This is a genomic window from Aeromonas sp. EU05-FHT14A05 (assembly GCF_058791175.1).
The window spans coordinates 31,115-54,838 of the sequence record NZ_JBYTDH010000009.1; the positions used below are offsets into that span (position 1 = coordinate 31,115).

The 23,724-nt window shown below is 62.6% G+C and carries 20 protein-coding genes and 1 tRNA gene; 8 read left to right on the forward strand and 13 right to left on the reverse strand.

The genetic code is table 11. The annotated features are described in order from the left end of the window. Positions 1-10 precede the first annotated feature (10 nt). Entirely contained in the window at positions 11-991 is a 981-nt protein-coding gene (gene rluD / locus AC3WR3_RS13690) for a 23S rRNA pseudouridine(1911/1915/1917) synthase RluD (protein ID WP_005324417.1), read from the reverse strand. A gap of 116 nt (positions 992-1,107) precedes the next feature. Here rluD and AC3WR3_RS13695 point away from each other — a divergent pair, with 116 nt between their 5' ends. Then, on the forward strand, positions 1,108-1,863 hold the full coding sequence (locus tag AC3WR3_RS13695; RefSeq protein WP_162852238.1) for an outer membrane protein assembly factor BamD: 756 nt from the start codon (positions 1,108-1,110) through the stop codon (positions 1,861-1,863). Between the two features lie 199 nt (positions 1,864-2,062). Here the strand turns inward: AC3WR3_RS13695 and AC3WR3_RS13700 are convergent, their stop codons facing one another. From AC3WR3_RS13700 to yqhD, 6 genes are all read right to left on the reverse strand, one after another. Further along, on the reverse strand, positions 2,063-3,391 hold the full coding sequence (locus AC3WR3_RS13700) for a CoA-disulfide reductase (protein WP_492292106.1): 1,329 nt from the start codon (positions 3,389-3,391) through the stop codon (positions 2,063-2,065). Between the two features lie 72 nt (positions 3,392-3,463). Then, a complete protein-coding gene (locus AC3WR3_RS13705) occupies positions 3,464-4,864 on the reverse strand; it encodes an L-cystine transporter (protein WP_492292107.1) in 1,401 nt (466 codons plus the stop codon). Positions 4,865-5,020: 156 nt separating this feature from the next. Further along, entirely contained in the window at positions 5,021-6,313 is a 1,293-nt protein-coding gene (locus tag AC3WR3_RS13710) for an L-cysteine desulfidase family protein (RefSeq protein ID WP_492292108.1), read from the reverse strand. 322 nt (positions 6,314-6,635) lie between these two features. Continuing rightward, positions 6,636-8,120, reverse strand: coding sequence for a Re/Si-specific NAD(P)(+) transhydrogenase subunit beta (gene pntB, locus AC3WR3_RS13715; protein WP_139437938.1), 1,485 nt, complete (start codon positions 8,118-8,120; stop codon positions 6,636-6,638). An 11-nt stretch (positions 8,121-8,131) separates the two neighbouring features. Beyond that, positions 8,132-9,658 carry a Re/Si-specific NAD(P)(+) transhydrogenase subunit alpha gene (locus AC3WR3_RS13720; RefSeq protein WP_492292109.1) on the reverse strand — a complete coding sequence of 509 codons (1,527 nt, stop codon included), beginning with the start codon at positions 9,656-9,658 and terminating at the stop codon, positions 8,132-8,134. Between the two features lie 506 nt (positions 9,659-10,164). Then, positions 10,165-11,328 carry an alcohol dehydrogenase gene (yqhD, locus tag AC3WR3_RS13725; RefSeq protein ID WP_492292110.1) on the reverse strand — a complete coding sequence of 388 codons (1,164 nt, stop codon included), beginning with the start codon at positions 11,326-11,328 and terminating at the stop codon, positions 10,165-10,167. Positions 11,329-11,446: 118 nt separating this feature from the next. Between yqhD and AC3WR3_RS13730 the strand changes: the two genes are divergently transcribed. Further along, positions 11,447-12,370, forward strand: a complete 924-nt coding sequence (locus AC3WR3_RS13730) for an AraC family transcriptional regulator (protein ID WP_139437943.1) — start codon at positions 11,447-11,449, stop codon at positions 12,368-12,370. Position 12,371: 1 nt separating this feature from the next. Further along, positions 12,372-12,878, forward strand: a complete 507-nt coding sequence (locus tag AC3WR3_RS13735) for a lipocalin family protein (RefSeq protein ID WP_492292111.1) — start codon at positions 12,372-12,374, stop codon at positions 12,876-12,878. A 61-nt stretch (positions 12,879-12,939) separates the two neighbouring features. On the opposite strand, the gene AC3WR3_RS13740 is transcribed toward AC3WR3_RS13735, so the two are convergent. Both AC3WR3_RS13740 and AC3WR3_RS13745 read right to left on the reverse strand, forming a co-directional pair. Further along, entirely contained in the window at positions 12,940-14,829 is a 1,890-nt protein-coding gene (locus tag AC3WR3_RS13740) for a methyl-accepting chemotaxis protein (RefSeq protein WP_404837354.1), read from the reverse strand. A gap of 187 nt (positions 14,830-15,016) precedes the next feature. Continuing rightward, a complete protein-coding gene (locus tag AC3WR3_RS13745; RefSeq protein WP_454009162.1) occupies positions 15,017-15,934 on the reverse strand; it encodes a LysR family transcriptional regulator in 918 nt (305 codons plus the stop codon). A gap of 104 nt (positions 15,935-16,038) precedes the next feature. On the opposite strand from AC3WR3_RS13745, the gene AC3WR3_RS13750 reads away from it, so the two are divergent. Then, the gene (locus AC3WR3_RS13750) at positions 16,039-16,635 is read left to right on the forward strand and encodes a LysE family translocator (protein ID WP_492292112.1); all 597 of its coding nucleotides are present in this window, start codon (positions 16,039-16,041) and stop codon (positions 16,633-16,635) included. Positions 16,636-16,683: 48 nt separating this feature from the next. On the opposite strand, the gene AC3WR3_RS13755 is transcribed toward AC3WR3_RS13750, so the two are convergent. Both AC3WR3_RS13755 and AC3WR3_RS13760 read right to left on the reverse strand, forming a co-directional pair. After that, a complete protein-coding gene (locus AC3WR3_RS13755; protein ID WP_492292113.1) occupies positions 16,684-17,502 on the reverse strand; it encodes an alpha/beta fold hydrolase in 819 nt (272 codons plus the stop codon). A 328-nt stretch (positions 17,503-17,830) separates the two neighbouring features. Beyond that, a tRNA-Trp gene (locus AC3WR3_RS13760) sits at positions 17,831-17,907 on the reverse strand. 202 nt (positions 17,908-18,109) lie between these two features. Between AC3WR3_RS13760 and AC3WR3_RS13765 the strand changes: the two genes are divergently transcribed. The 4 genes from AC3WR3_RS13765 (at position 18,110) to AC3WR3_RS13780 (ending at position 21,039) form a co-directional block, all read left to right on the forward strand. Continuing rightward, positions 18,110-18,694, forward strand: a complete 585-nt coding sequence (locus tag AC3WR3_RS13765) for a hypothetical protein (RefSeq protein ID WP_492292114.1) — start codon at positions 18,110-18,112, stop codon at positions 18,692-18,694. Positions 18,695-18,926: 232 nt separating this feature from the next. After that, the gene (gene pyrB / locus AC3WR3_RS13770; RefSeq protein WP_005324450.1) at positions 18,927-19,847 is read left to right on the forward strand and encodes an aspartate carbamoyltransferase; all 921 of its coding nucleotides are present in this window, start codon (positions 18,927-18,929) and stop codon (positions 19,845-19,847) included. A 17-nt stretch (positions 19,848-19,864) separates the two neighbouring features. Next, entirely contained in the window at positions 19,865-20,329 is a 465-nt protein-coding gene (pyrI, locus tag AC3WR3_RS13775; protein ID WP_005324452.1) for an aspartate carbamoyltransferase regulatory subunit, read from the forward strand. A 218-nt stretch (positions 20,330-20,547) separates the two neighbouring features. Next, positions 20,548-21,039 carry an arginine repressor gene (locus AC3WR3_RS13780; RefSeq protein WP_025328663.1) on the forward strand — a complete coding sequence of 164 codons (492 nt, stop codon included), beginning with the start codon at positions 20,548-20,550 and terminating at the stop codon, positions 21,037-21,039. Between the two features lie 112 nt (positions 21,040-21,151). Here AC3WR3_RS13780 and AC3WR3_RS13785 read toward each other — a convergent pair whose 3' ends face one another. Both AC3WR3_RS13785 and argF read right to left on the reverse strand, forming a co-directional pair. Beyond that, positions 21,152-22,558, reverse strand: coding sequence for a YfcC family protein (locus AC3WR3_RS13785; RefSeq protein WP_139437958.1), 1,407 nt, complete (start codon positions 22,556-22,558; stop codon positions 21,152-21,154). 122 nt (positions 22,559-22,680) lie between these two features. Further along, entirely contained in the window at positions 22,681-23,685 is a 1,005-nt protein-coding gene (argF, locus tag AC3WR3_RS13790; protein WP_202047623.1) for an ornithine carbamoyltransferase, read from the reverse strand. Between the last annotated feature and the right edge of the window lie 39 nt (positions 23,686-23,724).

Here is a 23,724-nt window from a genome sequence, read left to right on the forward strand (position 1 = left end):
CCCTATCGCATCAGCTCCAGACTAAATCGTCCGGATTGGCGAGCGTATCGGCACGCAGCACTTCCATCAGATCCAGCATGTCTTGCGGCGTGGCAGAGTGCCACTCCATGACTTCGCCGGTGATGGGGTGAGCCAGCTTCAGCATGGTGGCGTGCAGCGCCTGGCGGTTGAAGTTGCGCAGGGCCAGGGTCAGCTCAGGGGTCGCATTGCGCAGCAGGCGCAGACGGCCACCGTAAGCGGGATCCCCCACCAGCGGATGCTTGATGTGCGCCATGTGGACACGGATCTGGTGGGTACGACCGGTTTCCAGACGCAGACGCAGGCGGGTGTGGCCACGGAACTTCTCGTGCACCCGGTAGTGGGTCACGGAAGGACGGCCATTGGGCACCACAGCCATGTGGGTACGCTGGGTCGGGTGACGACCGATGGGGGCATCCACAGTGCCGCCTGCGGTCATGTGACCTATGGCGACGGCCTCGTATTCACGGGTGATCTGACGCGCCTGCAGCGCCTCCACCAGATGGGTCTGGGCCGGGATCGTCTTGGCAACCACCATCAGGCCGGTGGTGTCTTTATCCAGACGGTGCACTATGCCGGCACGGGGCACCTCGGCGATGCCGGGGTAGCGGTGCAGCAGGGCGTTCAGTATGGTGCCGTCCGGCGTGCCGGCGCCCGGGTGGACCACCAGACCGGCCGGCTTGTCGATCACCAGAATGTGTTCATCTTCATAGACGATGTTGAGGTCGATGTTCTGGGCATCCCAGCGGGTGTCATCTTCCAACTCGACATCTACATGTACCTGCTGCCCGGCCACCACTTTCTCGCGCGGGGTATTGGCAACCTGACCGTCCAGGGTCACTCTGTCCTGTAAAATCCACTCCTTGATGCGGGTTCTGGAGTAGTCTGGAAACAATTCGGCCAGAGCCTGGTCGAGTCGCTGCCCGAATTGGTGATCCTGAAATTCGCCTGTCAGTTCAATATGCTGGCTCATGTATGGTCTCTTGAGCGGGGGTATCAATTCGAAATAATCCGGGTATTCTAGCTTTTCTTTTAGCCAAGCATAACGGATACTTTGCCAATTTCGTGGAAATGGACCGGATGTTGTTGATGGGAAAGAAGTCTCGCCTGCTGATGTCGCTCGCCTTGGTCGCTACGCTGATCACTGGCTGTTCCAGCACCAAACCCAAGGTTCCCGACGAACCGCCGGAAGTTCTGTACCAGAAAGCTCGTCTCAAACTGGACACAGGCAACTACCTGAATGCCATCGAATTGCTGGAAGCGCTGGACTCGCGCTATCCGTTCGGCGCCTACTCCAACCAGGTGCAGCTCGATCTCATCTACGCCTACTACAAGCAGGATGATACCGCCCAGGCGATCGCCAATATCGACCGCTTCATCCGCCTCAACCCGGCGCACAAGAACATCGATTACGTGTTCTACATGCGCGGTCTGACCAACATGGCGGCGGATTACAACTTCTTCCAGGACTTCCTGGGCATCGATCGGGACGACAAGGACCCCTCCTACGCCCGTCAGGCCTTCCAGGACTTCAAGACCCTGTTGCAGAACTACCCGAACAGCCAGTATGCGGCCGATGCCCGTGCCCGCATGGTCGGTCTGAAGACCCGCCTCGCCCGCTACGATCTGGGGGTGGCCGAGTATTACGTGAAGCGTGATGCCCTGATCGCCGCCGCCAACCGCGCCAAGCTGGTGGTCGAGACCTATCCCGACACAGTGGAGACAGAGAAGGCACTGGAGATCATGGTCAACGCCTACGATACCCTGAAGATGCCGACCCTGGCCCGCCACGCCCGCGAAGTGCTGGCCAAGAACTACCCGGACAATCGCCTCGGCCGCGGCTGAGCATGACGGGGACAAAAAACCGATGCCTTGGCATCGGTTTTTTTATGGCTGCAATCTGCCCGCAGAGTGCGCCTCCCATGACGGCGCCCTGCATGCGCCGTCATCTTCATTCAGCTACTTGGCGACGTTGCCCGCCACGTTGAGTGCATCCCAAGCATGGAAAAAGAGCGCATAGGCAAGCGCCGCCATGACTGCCCAGCTACTTGGCCACGTTGCCCGCCACGTTAAGCACGTCCCAGGTGCGGGAGAAGGGTGGCGCGTAGGCAAAGTCCAGCATGCCGAGCTGATCCGTGGTCACCCCCATGGTGATGGCCACCGCCAGGGCGTCGATGCGGTGTACCGCTCCCTTGCGCCCCAGGATCTGGCCCCCCAGCAGCCGCTTGCTGCCCGCCTCATAGACCAGCTTGACGTGGATGTCGGACTGGCCCGGGCAGTAGTTGGTGTGGCACTTGTCCTTTATCACCACGGTGCGATAGTCGATGCCCATCGCTTTGGCTTCCTGCTCGGAAAGACCGGTGCGGCCCGCCTCCAGCCCCAGCACCTTGAGCGCCGCCGAGCCGAGCGTGCCCGGGAATTCCTGTTCGGCCCCCGCCAGGTTCTCCCCCACCATGCGCCCCAGCTTGTTGGCTATGGTAGCGAGCGGCACATAGACCTGCTGCTGCTTCACGCTGTGCCAGACGCTGGCGCAATCCCCCGCAGACCAGACATTGGCGAGCGAGCTGCGCCCCTGACGGTCCACCTTGATGGCGCCATTGCCGAGCCGCTCTATGCCGGTATCGGCCAGGAACTCGGTGTTGGGTCTGACCCCGGTGCAGACCACGACGATATCGGCCTCGTACTCCCCCTGGTCGGTGCGCACGCCGGTTACCCGACCTTCACCGAGCAAGGCCTGGACGCGCTCCCCCAGATGCAGAGAGACCCCCTGCTCCCGCAGCTCGGTCTCGATGTGCTGGGTGATCTCGCCATCGAACGCCTCGGGGATGACCCTGTCTGCCAGCTCGATGAGACGCACCTCCTTGCCCTGATGGACCAGGGCTTCGACCACCTCCAGCCCGATAAAGCCGGAGCCGATCACTACCGCCTTCTTGCTGCGCGGATCCTGCACCGCGGCCTTGAGCGCCAGCCCGTCGGCCATGCGGCGAAGGCCGAATACCCCATGCTGCTGCAGGCCGGGGATGGGGGGCATCTGTTCGCGGGCACCGGTGGCGATCATCAGCCGATCGTAGCGATCGCTGAAGCTGTCGCCCTTGTGCTCGACGATCAGGGTCTGGGCGGCTGCATCCAGACTCAGCACCCTGTGGCCAATCTTCACCTCTATCCCCTTGGCGGCGAACTGCTCCGGGGTGAACTCGGCCATGTAGCCGGGCTCCTGGAAATCGTCCCCCACGAAGTAGGGCAGACCACAGGCGCCGAAGGAGATCACCTCTGAGGCTTCATACACCACAATCTCGGCGTCCCTGGCCAGACGGCGCGCCTTTGCCGCCGCACTCATACCGGCGGCTTCGCCACCGATGATCACAATACGCATAGCTTGACTCCAGTCACGACAGGGGAGGCTTCGCCTCCCCTTTTCATATACAAATCAGAAGATGAGGCCAGGTCAGACCGCGGACTCTTCCCCGTCCAGGCTTACCTCGGCATCGCCGTTGAAGACGGCCATGTCGGTCTGCCCCATCAACCGGCTGGTGAGGGTGCCGGCGGTGATGGAGCCGGAGACGTTGAGGGCGGTACGGCCCATGTCGATGAGGGGCTCGATGGAGATGAGCAGCCCCGCCAGGGCCACCGGGAAGTCCAGGGCGGAGAGCACGATCAGCGCCGCAAAGGTGGCCCCGCCCCCCACACCGGCCACCCCGAAGGAGCTGACGGTGATGATGGCGATGAGCGTCATGATGAAGCCGGGATCCAGGGGATTGACCCCCACGGTCGGGGCTATCATCACCGCCAGCATGGCCGGGTAGATGCCGGCGCAGCCGTTCTGGCCAATGGTGGCGCCGAAGGAGGCGGCGAAGTTGGCGATGCCCGCCGGGATGCCGAGGGCCCGGGTCTGGGTCTGCACGTTCATCGGGATGGAGCCCGCACTGGTGCGCGAGGTGAAGGCGAAGGCCAGTACCGGCATGATCTTCTTCAGAAAGCGCAGCGGGTTGATGCCCACCAGGCTCACCAGCAGCAGGTGCACCAGGAACATGATGGCGATGGCACCGTAAGAGGCCAGCACGAAGTTCAGCAGGTTGATGATGTCCGCGTAGTTGGAGCCGGACACTACCTTGGCCATCAGCGCCAGCACGCCATAGGGAGTGAGGCGCAGCACCAGGGTCACCATCCGCATGACGATGGCGTGGGCGACCCCCATGAAGCGCTCGAAGCTGGCGAAGATCTCGGGCTGCTTGCGGGCGATGCCGGTGGCGGAGAGGCCGATGAAGATGGAGAAGATCACCACGGCTATGGTGGAGGTCTTGCGCGCCCCCGTCATGTCGAGGAAGGGGTTGGCCGGGATGAACTCCAGCACCATCTTGGCGAGGGACATGCTCTCGACGCTGCCGAGGCTGGTCTGCAGGGCCGCGCCACGGGCCGTCTCGGCGGCGCCGGCAACCAGCCCCTCGGCACTCAGGCCGAACAGGTTGGACATCAGTATCCCGGCCCCGGCGGCGATCATGGTGGTGAAGATCAGCACCCCTATGGTCAGGGCGCTGATCTTGCCGAGGGCGCTGCCGCCGGAGAGCTTGAGGATGGCGCCTATGATGGAGACCATGATGAGCGGGATGATGATCATCTGCAGCAGCTTCACATAGCCGCTGCCGACCAGATCCAGGTAGTCGCCGGTCTGGACCAGCACCTCGGAGCCGACGCCGTACAGCAGTTGCAAGGCCCAGCCGAACAGGACCCCGAGCCCCAGCCCCGAGAAGACACGGCGGGTGAAGCTGACGTGGGTCTGCTGCAAGCGGTAGAGAAACAGCAGCAACATGACCAGGATGGCCAGATTACCGATAACGCTAAGAGTCATGATATTCCCCAAAAATAAACGGGCGAGGCCCGAGATGGATGGACGGGCGCACCCTGCACCTCGCCCCGAAACTCGCCGCATCGTGGCGGCACGCCCCCCGTTCGGGGTGACGTCAATGGCTGTAAAAACCGGGGGCGGCCAGTGCCGCCCCCCTCATCAGCTGGCCTTGCCTTGTTGCTTGGCCCGCATGATGTTGATGATCTCTATGTCGGTGTCCAGCATCCCCTGTTTCGAGAGGCGGCCCAGGTTCGCTATGGTCTGGTCCACGTCGTCGGAGACTATGCCCTCGCTCTGAGGCACGTGCAGGTTGTTGATGGCCATCAGCGACGACTTGACCGCCGCCGAGGTGGAGGTCGACACCTTCATGGAGCAGGCGCTGCCTGCACCGTCGCAGATGATGCCGGAGACGTCGCCAATCATGTTGTTGATGCAGTGGCTGATCTGCTCGAACTGCCCCCCCAGCAGCCAGGTGATGGCGGCGCCCGAGCCCATGGCGGCGGTGCTGGCGGCGCACAGGGCCGACAGCTTGTTCTGGTAGGCCTTGATGTAGATGGCCACCAGGTGGCTCATCACCAGCGCCCGGGCCAGCTGTTCGTCATCGGCCTTGAGGAAGCGGGCGGCGGCCACCACCGGCATGGTGGCGGCTATGCCCTGGTTGCCCGAGCCCGAGTTGGACATGGCGGGCAGCATGGCGCCGTCCATGCGCGCATCCGACGCGGCAGAAGAGAGGCGCATGGCCAGGGTCATCAGATCGTCCGAGAGCAGCTTGCGCTCCACCTGCTCGGTGAGGATCTTGCCGATGCGCAGGCCATAGCCCTGCAGGCCTTCATCTGCCAGCGCCTGGTTCATGGTGGCGGCCTCGCGGATGAAGTCGATCTCGCCCAGCGGCGCCTGCAATGCAAATTCCACTATCTCCCGCAGCGTCATGGCGGGCTTGTCGGATTTCGCGGGCTGGATCTGCACCCCGGGGGCACTGTCCTGCTCCATCAGCACCTCGCCATCCTTCTCCAGCAGCACGATGCGGGTGTGATCCGTGCAGATCACCACCCGGGCGCTGTGGCCGTCGGTCTCGGCCAGCACCTCGGCGTAGAGCACGTCAGGCACGTCCTTCACATCCACCTTGATGATGGGCAGCAGCGCCTTGGCGGCGTCCACCTGGGCCGGAGTGAGGGTCTTGAGCACCTCCAGACCCGCATCCGGGTTGCCCCCCGTGATGCCGACGGCGGCGGCGACCGGCAGGCCTATCATGCCGGTGCCGGGGACCCCGACCCCCATGCCATTCTTGAACAGGTTGCCGCTGACCCAGACGCTGATACGGGTAGGATCCTGCCCCAGCAGCTTGCGGCAGTTGGCGGCGGCCAGCGCCACCGACATGGGCTCGGTGCAGCCCAGGGCCGGCACCACTTCACGCTTGAGCAGAGTAATAAAGTCGGTCCATTGTGCTTTCATCTGTGGTTTCTCTGGTTCACTGTGCCGCAGGCATCGTATGAGGGTATGGGTGCTATCTGGAGGGCCGCCCGCCGGGCCACCCAGTCCATGTCACTTTATTTGATTCTAGTGGCACGAGCCTCAAATAAAATTGAGCCCCCTCGCCTTTTGCCGCCATTATGCCTTCCAGCGAGGGCAACGTCACCGGATTGCTGCCCTGCCGCCGGCAATGGATCCCCCCTCCCGGCCAGGGCCCTTTGCCATCAATGTCTTGCCTGCCTCCGTGAAAAGCGGGCAATAAAAAAGGAGGCCGAAGCCTCCTCTTGTCTCATCCCATCGACGCTTAGAGCGCCTTCAGGATGGCCTCGACGCTGGCCTTGGCATCGCCAAACAGCATCTGGGTGTTCTCCTTGAAGAACAGCGGGTTCTGAACGCCAGCGTAGCCAGTGTTCATGGAGCGCTTGAAGCCGATGACGTTCTGCGCCTTCCACACTTCCAGCACCGGCATGCCGGCGATGGGGCTGCCCGGATCTTCCATGGCGGCCGGGTTGACGGTGTCGTTCGCACCTATCACCAGCACCACGTCGGTGTCGCTGAAGTCCTCGTTGATCTCGTCCATTTCCAGCACGATGTCGTAGGGGACCTTGGCTTCCGCCAGCAGCACGTTCATGTGACCAGGCAGACGACCGGCCACCGGGTGGATACCGAAGCGCACCTTGACGCCGCGCTCGCGCAGCTTGTGGGTGATCTCGGCAACCGGGTACTGGGCCTGCGCCACCGCCATGCCATAGCCCGGGGTGATGATGACGGAGCTGGCGTTCTTCAGCATGTCGGCCACGTCTTCGGCGTTGGTCTCGCGGTATTCGCCCATCTCCTGATCGGCCGTGGAGGCCACACCGTCGGAGCCGAAGCCACCGGCGATGACGGAGATGAAGGAGCGGTTCATCGCCTTGCACATGATGTAAGAGAGGATGGCACCGGAGGAACCCACCAGGGCACCCACCACGATCAGCAGGTCATTGGAGAGCATGAAGCCCGCCGCCGCCGCCGCCCAACCGGAGTAGGAGTTCAGCATGGAGACCACGACCGGCATGTCGGCACCGCCGATGGAGGCGACCAGATGCCAGCCGAAGGCGAAGGCGATCAGGGTCATCAGCAGCAGGGCGAAGGTGGAGCCACCGGCGTTGACGAAGTGGATCATCAGCGCGATGGAGACCACCACGGCCAGCAGGTTCAGCTTGTGGCGGTGCGGCAGCATCAGCGGCTTGGAAGAGATCAGGCCACGCAGCTTGCCGAATGCCACCACGGAACCGGTGAAGGTCACGGCACCGATGAAGACGCCGAGGAACACTTCCACCAGGTGGATGTTCAGCATGGCGCCGGAGAGGTGCTCGACCTGGGCGACGCTGGCCGCCTGCTCGAACGCCGCCCGGGCCGCAGCCAGGGTCGCATCCAGGTTGGAGCCGACGGAGACGACCACCTCAGCGGGCGCAGAGGGGTGCAAGTCGATGAAGCTGTTGAAGCCCACCAGCACCGCCGCCATGCCCACGAAGCTGTGCAGCACGGCCACCAGCTCGGGCATCTCGGTCATCTCGACCTTGAGTGCCAGCCGCACGCCGATGGCGCCGCCGATGACCATGGCCAGGATGATCCAGTGCACACCACTGGTTTCCGGGTTGAAGACGGTGGCGAGCAGGGCGATGGCCATCCCCGCGATACCGAACAGGTTGCCATGCTTGGCCGTTTCTTGCTTCGACAGTCCCGCGAGACTGAGGATGAAGAGCACGGCGGCAACGATATAGGATGCTGTTACCAGTCCTTGAGACACGTTAAACCCCCTTAATCCTTACGGAACATCTTCAGCATGCGCTGAGTGACGGTGAAGCCACCGAAGATGTTGATACTGGCAATCAGCACGGCGATAAAGGCCAATACGGTGACCAGGGTCGACCCTTGCCCAATCTGCAGCAGGGCACCGACCACGATAATGCCGGAGATGGCATTGGTGACCGACATCAGCGGCGTGTGCAGGGCGTGAGAAACGTTCCACACCACGTAGTAACCGACCACGCAGGCCAGGATGAAGACGGTGAAGTGGGAGAGGAAGGCGGCAGGTGCCACCGCAGCGACCCAACCGAAGGCGGCGATGCCGAGGGCACCGAACACGAACTTCTTGTTGGAGGGCTTGGCCTCTTCCTTCTTGGCTGCCGGTTTGGCGGCGGCCGGCTTCTGCGGTGCGGCGGAGACGGAGATGGCGGGGGGCGGGAAGGTCACTTCACCGGCCTGGATCACCGTCATGTTGCGCTGCACCACGTCTTCGAAGTCGATGGCGACCTTGCCGTCCTTCTCCTTGCACATCAGCTTCATCAGGTTCACCAGGTTGGTGCCGTAGAGCTGGGAGGATTGGGCGGGCAGACGACCCGGCAGATCGGTGTAACCGATCACCTTGACGCCGTTGTCGGTGACATGCAGTTCACCCGGTACCGTGTATTCGCAGTTGCCGCCGGCCTGGGCCGCCATGTCCACGATGACGGAGCCCGGCTTCATGCTGTCCACCATCTCCTTGGTGATCAGCTTGGGTGCCGGCTTGCCCGGGATCAGGGCGGTGGTGATGATGATGTCCACTTCCTTGGCCTGCTGGGCGAACAGCTCCATCTCGGCCTTGATGAACTCTTCGCTCATCACCTTGGCATAACCGTCGCTGGAGGCGCCATCTTCGCCGCCGAAGTCCAGCTTGAGGAATTGCCCACCCATGGACTCGATCTGCTCGGCCACTTCCAGGCGGGTGTCAAACGCACGCACTATGGCGCCGAGGGAACCGGCAGTCCCGATGGCAGCCAGACCGGCCACACCGGCACCGATCACCAGCACCTTGGCGGGTGGAACCTTGCCGGCGGCGGTGATCTGACCGGTGAAGAAGCGACCGAACTGGTGGGCGGCTTCGACCACGGCGCGATAGCCACCTATGTTGGCCATGGAGGAGAGGGCATCGAGGGACTGGGCACGGGAGATCCGCGGCACCATGTCCATCGCCATCACATTGATGTTGCGCTCGGACAGCTTCTTGACCAGCTCGGGGTTCTGGGCAGGCCAGATGAAGCTCACCAGGGTGGCACCATCCTTAATTTGTGCGATCTCGGCATCGGTCGGCGCGTTGACCTTGAAGACAAGGTCGGCTTGCCAGACGTCCGGCACCACGCTGGCACCGGCAGCCTCGAAGGCGGCATCATCGAAGCTGGCCAGCTGGCCGGCACCGGCCTCGATGGCGACCTCGAAGCCGAGCTTTTTCAGCTGCTCGACGGTGGCCGGGGTCGCTGCGACCCGGGTCTCACCGGCGAGACTCTCTCTCGGTATTCCAATCTGCATGACTATTCCCTGATGGTTAATAAACAATCATTGCCCAGTCTCTCATGTCTGAGGGGACAAGGCATGATCAAAGTGCAGGTCACGGGCCCTTTGTTATGAAAATCAGCAGGCTTTACCTCAACCTCCTGTCATGGTCAGGCCCCCGCTTTTCAGGCGCGAAGGTGATTAGTATCAAATTTTGGAGTTTTATTACAACCACGACCCCGGGCGAGCGGGTACAGAATTCAGCCCATCCCGGCTCATGATTAAAAAAAACAAACCAAATTAGTGGCTTATACCAGCAAAATGCGCTGAAAAAAGTGATCCAACCAGTCAAAAAAAATGTTTTGCCGAGCCTCTACCTTAGCGTTTTTTGTTCTTATGAAATCTGCCGTTGGCTCATCAGATGAGATGAAAGGGGAAAAAGTAACCGTTTTGTAACGACTCGGGGGCCGCGCCGCCGCCACAAGGCGGGAGCGGGCCCCCTGATTCAACCCCGGACAAGGCCGGAACTGGTCTATCGCCTCTTACCAGGCGGCTTCATAAATATGCCGGCTCTGCACCAGGTCGATGTCGCCGTGCTCCCCGAGCGCCGTCATGCCGTGCTCTTCGAGCTTGGCCAGCAGGGTGTCGATATTGGCGTCGGCCAGGCCGTAGTCCCGCAGCCGGGTCTTGACCCCCATCCGCTCGAAGAAGTCGCGGGTGGCTTTGATCGCGCCGTCGATGCGCTCGGCCTCGCTGCCGCTGCGCAGATCCCAGACCCGCTCGGCGTATTGCAGCAGCTTGGCGCGCTTCTGCTCACGCTTGGCCTGCAGCAGGGCGGGCAGCACCACCGCCAGGGTCTGGGCGTGGTCCAGGCCGTGCAGGGCGGTCAGCTCGTGACCCAGCATGTGGGTGGCCCAGTCCTGGGGCACGCCGGCGCCGATCAGGCCGTTCAGCGCCAGGGTGGCGCTCCACATGATGTTGGCGCGCACGTCGTAATTTTCCGGCTCCACCAGCGCCTTGGGGCCCTCCTCGATCAGGGTCAGCAGCAGGCCTTCGGCGAAGCGATCCTGCACCTTGGCGTCCACCGGATAGGTGAGGTACTGCTCCAGGGTGTGGATGAAGGCATCCACCACGCCATTGGCGACCTGACGGGCCGGCAGGGTGTAGGTGAGCACGGGATCCAGCACGGCGAAGCGCGGCATCACGAAGGGGGAGAAGAAGTGCTGCTTGTCCCCTGTGCTCCTGCGGGTGATGACGGCCCCCATGTTCATCTCGGAGCCGGTAGCCGGCAGAGTCAGCACGGCACCGAGGGGAATGGCGGAAGCCACTTCACCGCCCACGGTCTCGAGGATGTGCCAGGGCTCCCTGGCCAGATCGTAGTGGGCGGCCGCAGCGATGAACTTGGTGCCGTCCAGCACGGAGCCGCCGCCGACGGCGAGCAGGAAGTCGATCCGCTCGGCGCGAGCCAGTTCGACGGCGCCCATCAGGGTCTCATACGCCGGGTTGGGCTCTATGCCGCCGAACTCGAACAGGGTCAGGCCCGCCAGCTCGCTGCGGATCTGTGCCAGCAGGCCGCTGCGCACCACGCTGCCGCCACCGTAGGTGATGAGGACACGGGCGTCGGCCGGGATCTGGCCGCACAGCTGGGCCACCTGGCCCTTGCCGAACAGCACCTTGGTGGGGGTGTGCAGGATGAAGTTGTTCATGGGATCTCCTGGGGTGATCGTAGTCGGTAAGGTATGGGTTGCATTTTTCTCTTATAACCACCTACCATCAAGGGAGCTTTCTGCCGATTTCTTGCCTATTTCTACTGAGCCTGGATAAATGAGTACAAATCAGCCCGTCGCGGCGACCCACCAGTCCGCCCTCGCCAGCCGCCTCGCCGCCCTGGCGCCGCACCCGGGGATCACCGCCGCCCCCGTGCCCGGCGTGCACCTCATCTACACCACCGAGCACCACGACCGCATCCCTGTGCTCTACCGGCCGCGCATGATCATCATCCTGCAGGGGCACAAGGTGGGCTATCTCTCGGACTTCACCTTCCGCTACGACCCCGAGCACTACCTGATGATGACACTGCCGCTGCCCTGCGAGTGCGAATGCTTCGCCTCCCCCGAAGCCCCCCTGGTGGGGCTCTCGGTGGAGATCGACGTGGCGGCGCTGCAGGCCCTGCTGCTGGAGATGGGGGATGCCGCCCCCGCCCCGGCGGAGCCGGGTCGCGGCGTGGTCTCGGTGCCCCTCTCAGAGACCATGCTCTGCGCGGTGGAGCGCCTCATCGACGTGATGGACAAGCCGCTCCACGCCCGGGTGCTGGGGCCCCAGATAGTGCGCGAGATCCTGTTCCACGCCCTGCACGAGGGGGGAGCCCCTGCCCTGCTGGCCATGGCCAGCCGTCACAGCCAGGTGAGCCAGATCGCCCGGGTGCTGCGTATCATGGAGCAGCGCTTTACCGAGAACCTGACGGTGGAGGAGCTGGCCCGGGAGGCGAACATGAGCGTCTCGGCCTTCCACCACCACTTCAAGGCGGCCACCGCCACCTCGCCCCTGCAGTACATCAAGACCCTGCGCCTGCACCGGGCGCGGCTGATGATGCTGCACGACGGCCTCAAGGCCGGGGTGGCGGCGGACAAGGTAGGCTACGAGAGCGGCTCCCAGTTCAGCCGCGAATACAAACGCTTCTTCGGCAACACCCCGAGCGAACACGCGGCACGCTTCCGCTCGGGACAACTGCGTATCGTGGAGGGATGACATGCGCACGCTGATCCTGCTCGCCCTGACCCTGCTGGCCACCGCCTGCACCGGCATTCCACCGGGGCACCAGGTGGTCAAGCCCTTCCAGCTCGACCGCTATCTCGGCACCTGGTACGAGGTGGCCCGCCTCGATCACGGTTTCGAGCGCGGCCTGAGCCGGGTCACCGCCAGCTACAGCCTGCGGGATGACGGCGGCGTCAGGGTGATCAACCGGGGGCAGGACGAACAGGGGGAGTGGCGCGAGGCCGAGGGGCGCGCCTACTTAGTGGGCAACAGCGATGAGGGGCGCCTCAAGGTGAGCTTCTTCGGCCCCTTCTACGGCAGCTACAACGTGCTGGCGACGGACTATGACCTCTCCCTGGTGAGCAGCTACAACCTCCAGTACCTCTGGATCCTCTCCCGCACACCCCATCCGCCCAAGGAGAAGGTAGAGGCCCTGGTCGAGCGGGCCAGGGGGCTCGGCTTTGCCACCGACCAGCTGATCTGGGTCAGCCAGATCCCCTGAGCCGGCAACACAAAAGGGCAGCCCGCGGGCTGCCCTTTCTCTTGGCTGAATGACGGAAGGATCAGAGTCGGAAGCGGCCTATCTCCTGCTCCAGCCGCTCGGTCAGGGACTTGAGCTCGGCGGCCTGGGTGGCTTCCTCCTTCGCCTGCGCCGCGAGCGTCTGGGAGACGTGGCGGATGTTCTCGGTGTTGCGGCTGATCTCGCCGGTGACCGAGGTCTGCTCCTCGGCGGCCGCCGCTATCTGGGTCGCCATGTCGCTGATGGCACCTATGGCCTCGTTGATCCGCGCCAGGCTCTGGTTGGCGGCCTCCGCATCCTCCACGCTGGTGCCCGCCAGCTGACGGCTGGTCTCCATGCCCCCCACGGCGCGGCGGGTGGTCTGCTGCAGGGCCTCGATCATCTGCTGGATCTCGGCGGTGGAGTCGTGGGTGCGGCGCGACAGCACCCGCACCTCGTCCGCCACCACGGCGAAACCGCGGCCCTGCTCCCCGGCCCGGGCCGCCTCGATGGCGGCGTTGAGCGCCAGCAGGTTGGTCTGCTCGGCGATGCCGCTGATGGTGGCCAGGATGCCGCTGATCTTCTGGGCATGACCATCCAGCTCGTGAATGGTCTGGCTGGCGTCGGCCACCTCCCCCGCCAGGCCGCTGATGCTGCGCTGGCTCTGGCCGACCTGGGACTGGCCGGCCACCGCGAGGCGCACCGCATCGCCGGAGGTGGTGGCGGCAAACTCGGCATTGCCGGCGATCTCCTGGGTGGCGGACGCCATCTCGGTCACTGCGGTGGCCACCATGACGATCTCGTCCTGCTGCTCGCGCACCCGCTGGCTGCGCGCCTCGGCCCCCGCCGCCTGGGTCCGCGACTGGGCAGCCAGTTCGATGGTGACGTCCCGCAACCGGCTGACGATGCCGTGCAGCCGGGCCACGAACAGGTTGAAGTTCTGGGCCAGCAGCCCCACCTCGTCCTTGCTATGAGCCGCGATCTGCACGGTGAGATCCCCCTCGCCGTGGGCGATGTCGGCCAGCGCCTTTGACACCCGGCCGAGATCGGCGAAGAGGTAGTTGAACATGGCGATGAGCAGGGCGCTGAACACCAGCAGCAGCACCAGGGTCAGCCCCACCAGCTGCCACAGCAGGCTGGCGAAGGGCGCCTCCAGCACATCCTTGTACATCACCATGGCGAGCAGCCAGTCGGTGCCTGGCACCCCCTGCACCGACAGCAGCACCTCACGCCCCGCTATGGTGGCGACGTGCAGCTCGCCGTCCCGGCTCCAGCCCTCCAGGGTCGCCCCGGTGAGGCCGGGGGCCAGCTCGGCCACCTGCTTCAGGGCCAGCTCCTTCTGCGGGTGGCCGACGATGAGGCCGGAGCTGTCCAGCAGCATGGCGTAGCCCTCCCCCTGCACCTTCATGGCCAGCACCTCGTCGATCAGGGCATCCAGGGAGAGATCCGCCCCCGCCACCCCGATCACCTGACCCTGATGACTCACCGGCTCCGCCAGGGTCACCACCATCTGCTGCATGGTCACGCTGACGTAGGGAGGCGTGACGATCAGCTTGCCCGCCTTGCTGGCGCTCTGATACCAGGGGCGCACCCTGGGGTCGTAGTTGGCGGTGTTGAGGGAGGGATCGTGGCGGGTCATGGCCCCTTGCGCCGAGCCGAAATAGGTGAGGCCGAAGCCGCCGGAGGTGCGGGTCTGCAGCAGGTGCGGCACCAGGGTCGCCTGGGGATTGTCGGCAATGACGGCGGCCAGGGCATCGACCGCGTGCTTGCGATCCGCCATCCAGTTGCCGATGGCCACCGAATGGGCGTGACCGTAGTTGACCGCCTCGCTCTGGATGGCGTCAAGAGTCCGTGTTTTGAGGGTGTGGAAGGCGACGATACCGAGCAGGGCAGCCATCAGCAGCACTACCCCCAGGCTGGTCGCGAGCAGCTTGCCGCGCAACGAGAGTGTCATGACTACAAATCCTTGTGGTGACAGGAGGCCAGGAATACCCCCATATTGGTAGGGATATCGGCGGCAGCACCACTGGACTTTAGTGAATCACCTCAATTTTCTTATTTTCGGCAACAGGAGCTGCTGTGGGTCACGAAAATCACAAGATCCTCGCCTCCTCTCTCCTCCTTCAGGCGCCCTCCGCCGTTCAGGGGTGATGGTGACTGGGAGCGGACGACTGTCCGGCCAGCTCGGTCAACAACAAGCCCAGCAGCGCGGGGGGCCGCTCCCTGTGCCAGGCCAGCGCAGTGGTCACCACCTGCACCTCCCCCGCCAGCGGTCGAATGACAACGTTGGCAGGTGCGCTCTTGTGCAGTGTCTCCGGCACCAGGGCCACTCCTTGTCCACAACCGACGAAGGCCACCTGGGAGGCCACGGTGCGCGCCTCGTGCAGCACCCTGGGGGCAAATCCCGCTTCGTGGCAGCAGGCCATCAGGGTATCGAAGTAGGTCGGATTGAGGGAGCGCGGGAACAGCACGAAGGGCTCCTCTGCCAGGGCAGCAAGGGGGACAGATGCTTCCCCTGCCAGCGCGTGGGTGACTGGCAGGGCCACCGCCAGCCGATCCTGCTTGAGGGGGTGCACCCGGATACTTCCTTCATCCCGTCCGGCCAGCCTCACCAAGGCCAGATCCAGCTCACCGCTTTCCAGTGCAGGAATGGCGTCGGCACTGTCTATCTCCCGCACCGAGACAGTGACCCCTGGGTGGCTTACCTTGAGTCGCTCGATCACCCTGGGCAACTCGTCGAGCATGGCGGAAGTGATGGCCCCTATGGTCAGCAGCCCCACCTGACCCGATGCCGCCTCCCGCACCGCCAACTCCAGGTGATCCAGGTGATCGGCCAGGCGCCGCACCGCAGGCAGGATCGCCTGCCCTGCTGGCGTAAGCTGCACGCCCTTGGGGGTACGATCAAACAGCTTCACCCGCAGGGCATGCTCGAGCACCTTGATCTGCTCGGTCAGAGGAGGTTGAGTCATGCCGAGGCGGCGGGCAGCACGCCCAAAGTGTCGCTCCTCGGCCACCGCCAGAAATAGCCACAGATGTCGCACAAGTCTGAAGTTGATCATGGTTGATAGCCTGTACGAATCGTCTCATTACGTTCTTTGGATTTTACGTATGAACAAGCGCGCTGAACAATACGCCCGTCCCTGTCACCCGTATCGGAGCAAATGTGCACCTCTACCTGATGTTTCTCGCCATGGCGGCCCTGACCATACTGAGCCCGGGCCCCAGTACCCTCAAGTCCCTCACCAACGCCCTCAATCACGGGCTGGGTCCGGCCCTGGTCGGCATGGCAGGCCTCACCTGCGGCGTGCTCGCGGTTGCCACCCTGTCAGCCAGCAGCCTGGGTGTGCTCATCGCCGCCTCCCCGACCACCTTTGAACTGGTACGCTATGGCGGCGTCCTCTATCTCGCCTGGCTTGGCGTGAAACTGTGGCGCAGCGTGCCCGCGCCACTGGCCGAGGTAGCCCCGACTCAGCGCCACCACCTCTTCGTCGAAGGACTCTTGCTGCAGTTTGCCAACCCCAACGCCCTCATTTTCTTCCTCTCCGTGCTTCCCCAGTTTATCGATCGCGAACGCGACTACCTGCCCCAATTTCTGTTGCTGGTCACCAGCTTCTGCCTGCTGATGATCCTGGTGCACGGCGGCTACATCCTCTCGGCCCGCAAGGCGCGCCGCTGGTTACAAGGGAAAGGTGGGAGCTGGATCAACCGTATCAGCGCCCTCGCCTTCGGGATACTCGCCATAGTGTTGCTGAGTAGCTGAACGGCTTGATGGCACAGTTCTCGCTGTGCCAAACCGGCCGCGGGCAGATTAGTTCAGGATGCGTTCACTCTCGTTGAAGAAGTCGGCCAACGCCCACCACATCAGTACCGGGTTGGAATACATGGGGAAGTGGCCGCAATGGGGGATTGAGGTCAAGCGAGCCCCCTCCTGTGCCAACTTGCCGAGGTAGGAGAGATGGGCATTCTGCTCTCCATACATGAAGTGAACCGGGCAAGGCAGTCCCAGAAACTTGTCAAGCAATGCCCCCTCATCCGAGCACGTCACCATGGAGCGGAAGATGGGGCGCACCGCCTCGGTGCGTACCTTGTGACGCAGGGATGAAGCATAGAGAGTGCTCGATAAATCGCGCCCCTGGCGGATCCGTTCGATAAACGCGGCGAAGAAAGCCTCGTCCCCCTCTGCCGGATGCTCGTGCACCTGGCGACTCAGGAAGCAGTCCTCCGGAGCCAGGTTGCCCTCTATGCTGGTGAAGCTGAGCACCCGCTCCGGCTGGAGATGTGCCAGCAGCAAGCCGGTGAGCCCCCCCATGGAGTGCCCCACCAAGTGAAAGCGTGTAAATCCCCTGCTGTCTATCATCTTCACGGCCGTCTCCACCAGCAGAGGCAGATCGATCTGCGCAGGGTCATCTATCGCAGTAGCGCCGCAACCGGGCGCATCCCAGGCCAGGAAAGGGCGATCGTCAAACTCGGGATGATGGACGAAGTCGGCGTAATCCTCCTTGGTGGAACCAAAGCCGTGCAGGAAGACGACTGGAGCACGCAGACCAGTGCGGCCGATGGTGGCCAGGTTCAGGCTGGTCTCGCCCAGTTGCAGAGGCTGACGCCATTCGTTAAAGCGGGGGGACATGGGATCTCCTTGATGCTGGCGGCCTTAAAGTGGCCGGGCTCTCGATTATGGCCAGACAAGAAGGGACCGTGAATTTTGTTCCGAGTATCGGCGCCATAGCTTGAAACTATGATAGACAGACTCTCCATTCGATTTACCTGGAGAATCAACCCCGTCGCAGCCAGACACAAGGCTAACCCGTGAGCAAGCCGTCAGATACGAACCACGAGCAACCGACAACAACGGCTATATCGATTCAAACCATCAAGGATAAAGAGATAAACAAGGGACAGAATGGAGGATCGCAGAAATGCGAAAGGCCAGCTCAATGAGCTGGCCTTTCTGAAAATGGCAGGGGCGGCAGGACTCGAACCCGCAACCATCGGTTTTGGAGACCGCTGTTCTACCAATTGGAACTACGCCCCTGCAACAAACGAGGCGAATTATACAAAGCCGGGATCAAAGGTAAAGGCTTTTTTTCTCACTTTCGATGCGATCGAACAATTCACGAGCAAATCGCGGTAATTCCCGCAACCAGCCGGGGTAACTTGCTGTATTTGCAGTCCCGCCGGGGTAGGAATGGGGCATAAATGGGGGTAGGGTGAAACCAGCTACAGGGAGGTCGTTCATGCTCAATTACCGCCTGCTTCAACAACTTGCGCCCCTCAACTTCCGGGATGAGCGCAAAACCGAGTCCCTGCCTGACTATCTCGAGCGGGTCTCTCCCCTGGTGCCCTTCATTCCCCAAAATGTGCTGACCCAATGGATTTACCGCCATTGGCGCGGTTTTGAGTCCAACTGGAGCTTTATCGACCTTGCCCGCCACCACTTCGAGTGCGAAGCCTGGGACACGGCCCAGGTCGTGAGCCAGATTGGCTCCCGCCACATGGAGGTGATCGAGCGCTGGGGGGAGATGCTGCGCAGCAACCGCTATGTGCGCCGCTCCTGGCTCGGCGAGGACATGCTGAGCCGGGGCACCTGGTCCGAGCCCATCATAGTGCTCGCCCCCGAGTCCGGTGCCTGCTACCCAGATGGCCAACCCCTGCCGCAGCCATATTGCCTGCTGGAGGGGCACCACAGGCTCGGTTATCTGCGCAGCATGGCCGAAGATGGCTTGCCGCTGCAGCCCGAGCACAAGGTCTGGATTTGTCGACCCGTTCGCGACACTCAAACGTTTTTACCGGCAAATCCTGCCTCTGAAATAAATTTTTGACAATTCAAAAACCAGCCCTATAATCTGTCCGGTTTTGAAAAAGGTCGGGACAGGACGATGCCGTTTTTGATGAAAAAAGCAGCCTTGCAGACGGGTGGAGCGCACCAGAGCGGCCCCGTTGTTTCCGGTTTCCGACCCACAGATCCCCAGTTGTTTTTAAAAAGAGCCCCTGTTTCAGGGGCTTTTTTTTGTGCCAGAAAAACCTTCATTGATGTCAAAGGGAATGCAGACGATGACCAATCCACTCTATAACAAACACGTCATCTCCATCTCGGACCTGACCCGGTCCGACATGGAACTGGTGGTCGCCACCGCACAGCGGTTGAAGGCCGAACCCGACACCCGCCTGCTGAAAGACAAGCTGGTCGCCAGCTGCTTCTTCGAGGCCTCCACCCGTACCCGTCTCTCCTTCGAGACCGCGGTACAGCGCCTCGGCGGCAACATCATCGGCTTCGCCGACGGCGGCAACACCAGCGCCAAGAAGGGCGAGACCCTGGCCGACTCCATCAAGATCATCGGCTCCTATGCCGATGCCGTGGTGATGCGCCACCCCAAGGAGGGCGCCGCCCGTCTGGCCTCCGAGTTCTCCCGGGTGCCTGTCATCAACGGCGGTGACGGCTCCAACCAGCATCCGACCCAGACCCTGCTCGATCTCTTCTCCATCCATGAGACCCAAGGCAAGCTGGACGGCCTCAACGTGGCCTTCGTCGGTGACCTGAAATACGGCCGCACCGTCCACTCCCTGGCCCAGGCCCTGAGCCTGTTCAACTGCCGCTTCTTCTTCATCTCCCCGGAGGCCCTGGCGATGCCGGACTACCTCTGCGAAGAGCTGGAGGAGAAGGGCATTCAGTTCAGCGTCCACGAGACCATGGAAGAGGTGATGCCGGAGCTGGACATCCTCTACATGACCCGCGTCCAGAAAGAGCGCTTCGACGAGACAGAGTACAAGCACATGGCCGCCAAGTTCGTGCTGGAGCTGGCGACCCTGGAAGGGGCCAAGCCCACCATGAAGATCCTGCATCCCCTGCCCCGGGTCGACGAGATCGAGGTCGCCGTCGACAAGACCCCTCACGCCTACTACTTCCAGCAGGCGGAAAACGGGGTCTATGCACGCCAGGCGCTGCTGGCACTGGTACTGAACGAAACCGTCTAAGGGAAAAGGGGAACATCATGTCCGAGAAGAACCAACTGCAAGTCGAAGCCATCCGTCACGGCTCCGTCATCGACCACGTCCCCGCCGGCCAGGGCATCAAGATCCTCAAGCTGTTCCAGCTGATCGAGACCCAGGAGCGGATCACCGTCGGCTTCAACCTGAAATCCGGCGCCCTGGGCAAGAAGGATCTCATCAAGATAGAGAACACCCGGCTGACCGAGCAGCAGGCCAACCAGCTGGCGCTGTTTGCCCCGACCGCGACCGTCAACATCATCGAAGACTTCGCCGTGGTGAAGAAGCACCAGCTGAAGCTGCCGGAGTTCATCGCCGGGGTCTTCCACTGCCCCAACTCCAACTGCATCTCCCACAACGAGCCGGTGGACAGCTACTTCCGGGTGCGCGAAGTGAAGGGTGCGGTGCGCATGAAGTGCAAATACTGCGAGAAATCCTTCACTCAGGACATCGTCAGCGAACGCTACTGATTTTCCGCCTGCAACTGATATCCATGTGGGCCCTATCGGGCCCATTTTTGACCCCTGTCACATCACTTATTCCCCCTTTGGTTATAATTTGCCATCTCGCAACGGCTAGACATCGCTCATCACCTACCGAAATGCTCGTCATCAGTGTTTTTCGCTATGAAAAACAGGCGTGACAGACTGAGCGCCATAGCCATCTGTCATCGTCAAAGGAAGTCGCCATGGTCAAGACCCTCAGTCGCCCCCCGGAACAGGAGTCCGACCTGGCCCAGCTCGATGCCTGCCGCCAGATCATCGGCCAGCACTGCTACAGCACCCAGGAAGAGATCCGCCGCGAGCTGGCGGAGCGCGGCTTCGCCGACATCAGCCAGTCCACCATCTCCCGCCTGCTGCGCCGCCTCGGCGTCGCCAAGGCCCAGAATGCCAACGGCAAGAAGGTCTACACGCTAGTTGACGAGCAGCTGGAACCCGCCGGCAGCACCCGCTCCGTGCACGACATGGTGCGCGCCGTGGTGCACAACCAGCAGATGGTGCTGGTGCACACGACCCCGGGGGCCGCGACCGTGGTGGCCCGCCTGCTGGATCGCCACGCCGATCCCGAGATCCTGGGGGCCGTGGCCGGCAACGACGTGGTGCTCATCGCCCCGCGCCACATCAGCCGCACCCGCCAGGCCCATGCCGCCGTGGTGCGCACCCTGGAGCAGGCGCGCTAAGCCAAGCCCGCATGCAGCAAGGCGACCCCTGGGTCGCCTTTTTGTTGCCTGTCATCCTGACCATAAAAAAACGGGAGCCTTCAGGCTCCCGTTGCATCTTGCTTGTCATCCCTCAGGAGAGCACGGCCCCCAGGCTCAGGCAGACTACGATCAGCACGGTCAGGATACCGAGCAGGGGCGCCACCCACTTCAGCCAGCGCACATAGGGCACCTTGGCGATGGCCAGGCCTCCCATGACCACGGCGGAGGTCGGGGTCACCAGGTTCACCAGACCGGAGGCGGATTGGTAAGCGGTCACCACCAGCTCGCGACCCACGTTGGCGAAGTCGGCAAGGGGCGCCATGATCGGCATGGTCAGCACCGCCAGACCGGAGGAGGACGGCACCAGGAAGGAGAGCACCACCTCCAGCACGAACATCACGTTGATGAACACCACTGTGGAGAGGCCGGTCACTATGCCTTCCGCGCTGTTCAAGATGGTGTGGGTGATCATGCCGTTGTCCATCACCACCACGATACCGCGGGCGATACCTATGATGAGGGCCACGCCGAGCAGGTCACGGGCACCGTCGATGAAGTTGGAGGTCAGCTCCTCCTCGCTCATGCGGGAGATGAGGCCGACTATGATGGCGGCGGCCAGGAAGACGCCGGAGATCTGCGCCATCCACCAGCCGAGCACGGCCACCCCGTAGATCATCACGGCGAAGGCGGCGACGAAGATACCCAGCACTATCTTGCGAGTCAGAGTGAACTCCAGCATCTGATCGCTCTTGTTGCCGAGGAAGTGGGCACGGTTCTCCTCCCACTTGTCGGCCACCAGGGACTTGCTGGGGTCGTTGCGCACCATCTTGGCGTAACGCATCACGTAGGCCACGCACAGCAGCCAGCCGGCCACCAGCATGGCGACCCGCAGCCAGATGCCGTCGGTGAAGGAGATGCCGGCCGCGTTGGCGGCAATCACGGTGGCGAACGGGTTGATGGTGGAGCCGAGCGTCCCTATACCGGCGCCGAGCAACACGGTCGCGGCGGCGACCACAGGGTCGAAGCGGGCGGCCATCATCACCGGCACCAGCAGGGTGTAGAAGGGCAGCGACTCTTCCGCCATGCCGTAGATGGTGCCCCCTGCGGCGAACAACGCCATCAGGATGGGGATCATCCACTCCTCGCGGCCACGCAGACGATCGGTGACGCGCTCGATACCGGCATCGATGGCACCTGTCTTGGTCACTATGCCAAGGAAGCCGCCGATGATCAGGATGAAGAGGGAGACGTCGATGGCGCCTGCCTCATAGGTGTCGTGGTTGTAGAGGCCGTCGATGGGTGCCAGCAGCACGTCGACGATCCCCTGGGGATTGGCATCCACCAGCTTGTAGGTGCCTGCCACCGGCACTTCCTTGCCGAGGGCTTCATTCATTACCATGTCGTATTTGCCGGCCGGCACTATCCAGCTCAGGGCGGCCACCAGGGCGATCAGCACAAACAATATGGTGTAGGCTGACGGGAACTTGAATTTGGTCATGGTCCAGCTTCCTTCTGTGGGTGTGGTATCCATGTATCTGCGGGTCGTAGGGTTAGAGGTATTATGCCGCCGTCACATGGTCGAAAAGCCGGGGGTCACCCCCCGGCACCACTACTGCGACCTCAGTCGCCCAGCGTAGCAACCATCACTGCCTTGATGGTGTGCATCCGGTTTTCGGCCTCGTCGAAGACTATGCTGTGCTCGGATTCGAACACGTCCTCGGTCACTTCCAGACCCTTCATGCCATATTTGTCGGCCACTTCCTTGCCCATGGTGGTCTCGTCGTTGTGGAACGCCGGCAGGCAGTGCATGAACTTCACATCCGGGTTCTTGGTGGCGTTGATGACGTCCATGTTGACCTGATAGGGGGTCATCAGTTTGACCCGTTGATCCCAGGCTTCCTTCGCTTCACCCATGGAGACCCAGACGTCGGTATAGAGGAAGTCGGCACCCAGCACGCCCTCCTTCACGTCTTCGGTCAGGTGAATACGCGCACCTGTCTCTTCGGCGATCTGGCGGCACTTGGCAACCAGCTCCTCTTCCGGCCAGAAGGCTTTCGGGGCAACCAGGCGGATGTCCATGCCCATCTTGGCGGCACCGACCATCAGGGAGTTGCCCATGTTGTTGCGGGCGTCGCCCAGGTAGGCGAACTTGATCTGATCCAGGCGCTTGCCCTTGCCGTGCTCCAGCATGGTCATGAAGTCGGCCAGGATCTGGGTCGGGTGGAACTCGTTGGTCAGGCCGTTCCAGACCGGTACACCGGCATGGGCGCCCAGCTCTTCGACGATCTCCTGACCGAAGCCACGGTACTCGATTCCGTCATACATGCGACCCAGCACACGGGCGGTGTCCTTCATGGACTCCTTGTGACCGATCTGGGAACCGCTTGGGCCGAGGTAGGAGACCTGGGCGCCCTGGTCGAAGGCCGCCACTTCAAAGGCGCAGCGGGTACGGGTGGAGGTCTTCTCGAAGATCAGGGCAATGTTCTTGCCGGTGAGGTGCTTGCGCTCATAGCCACCGTATTTGGCTTTTTTCAGATCGATGGCCAGATCGATCATGTATTGGATTTCGCGCGGGGTGAAGTCCAGCAGTTTCAGGAAGTTACGGTTACGCAGATTAAAAGCCATGATGAGTTCTCTCTATATTTGTGTCAGACCAATTCGGGC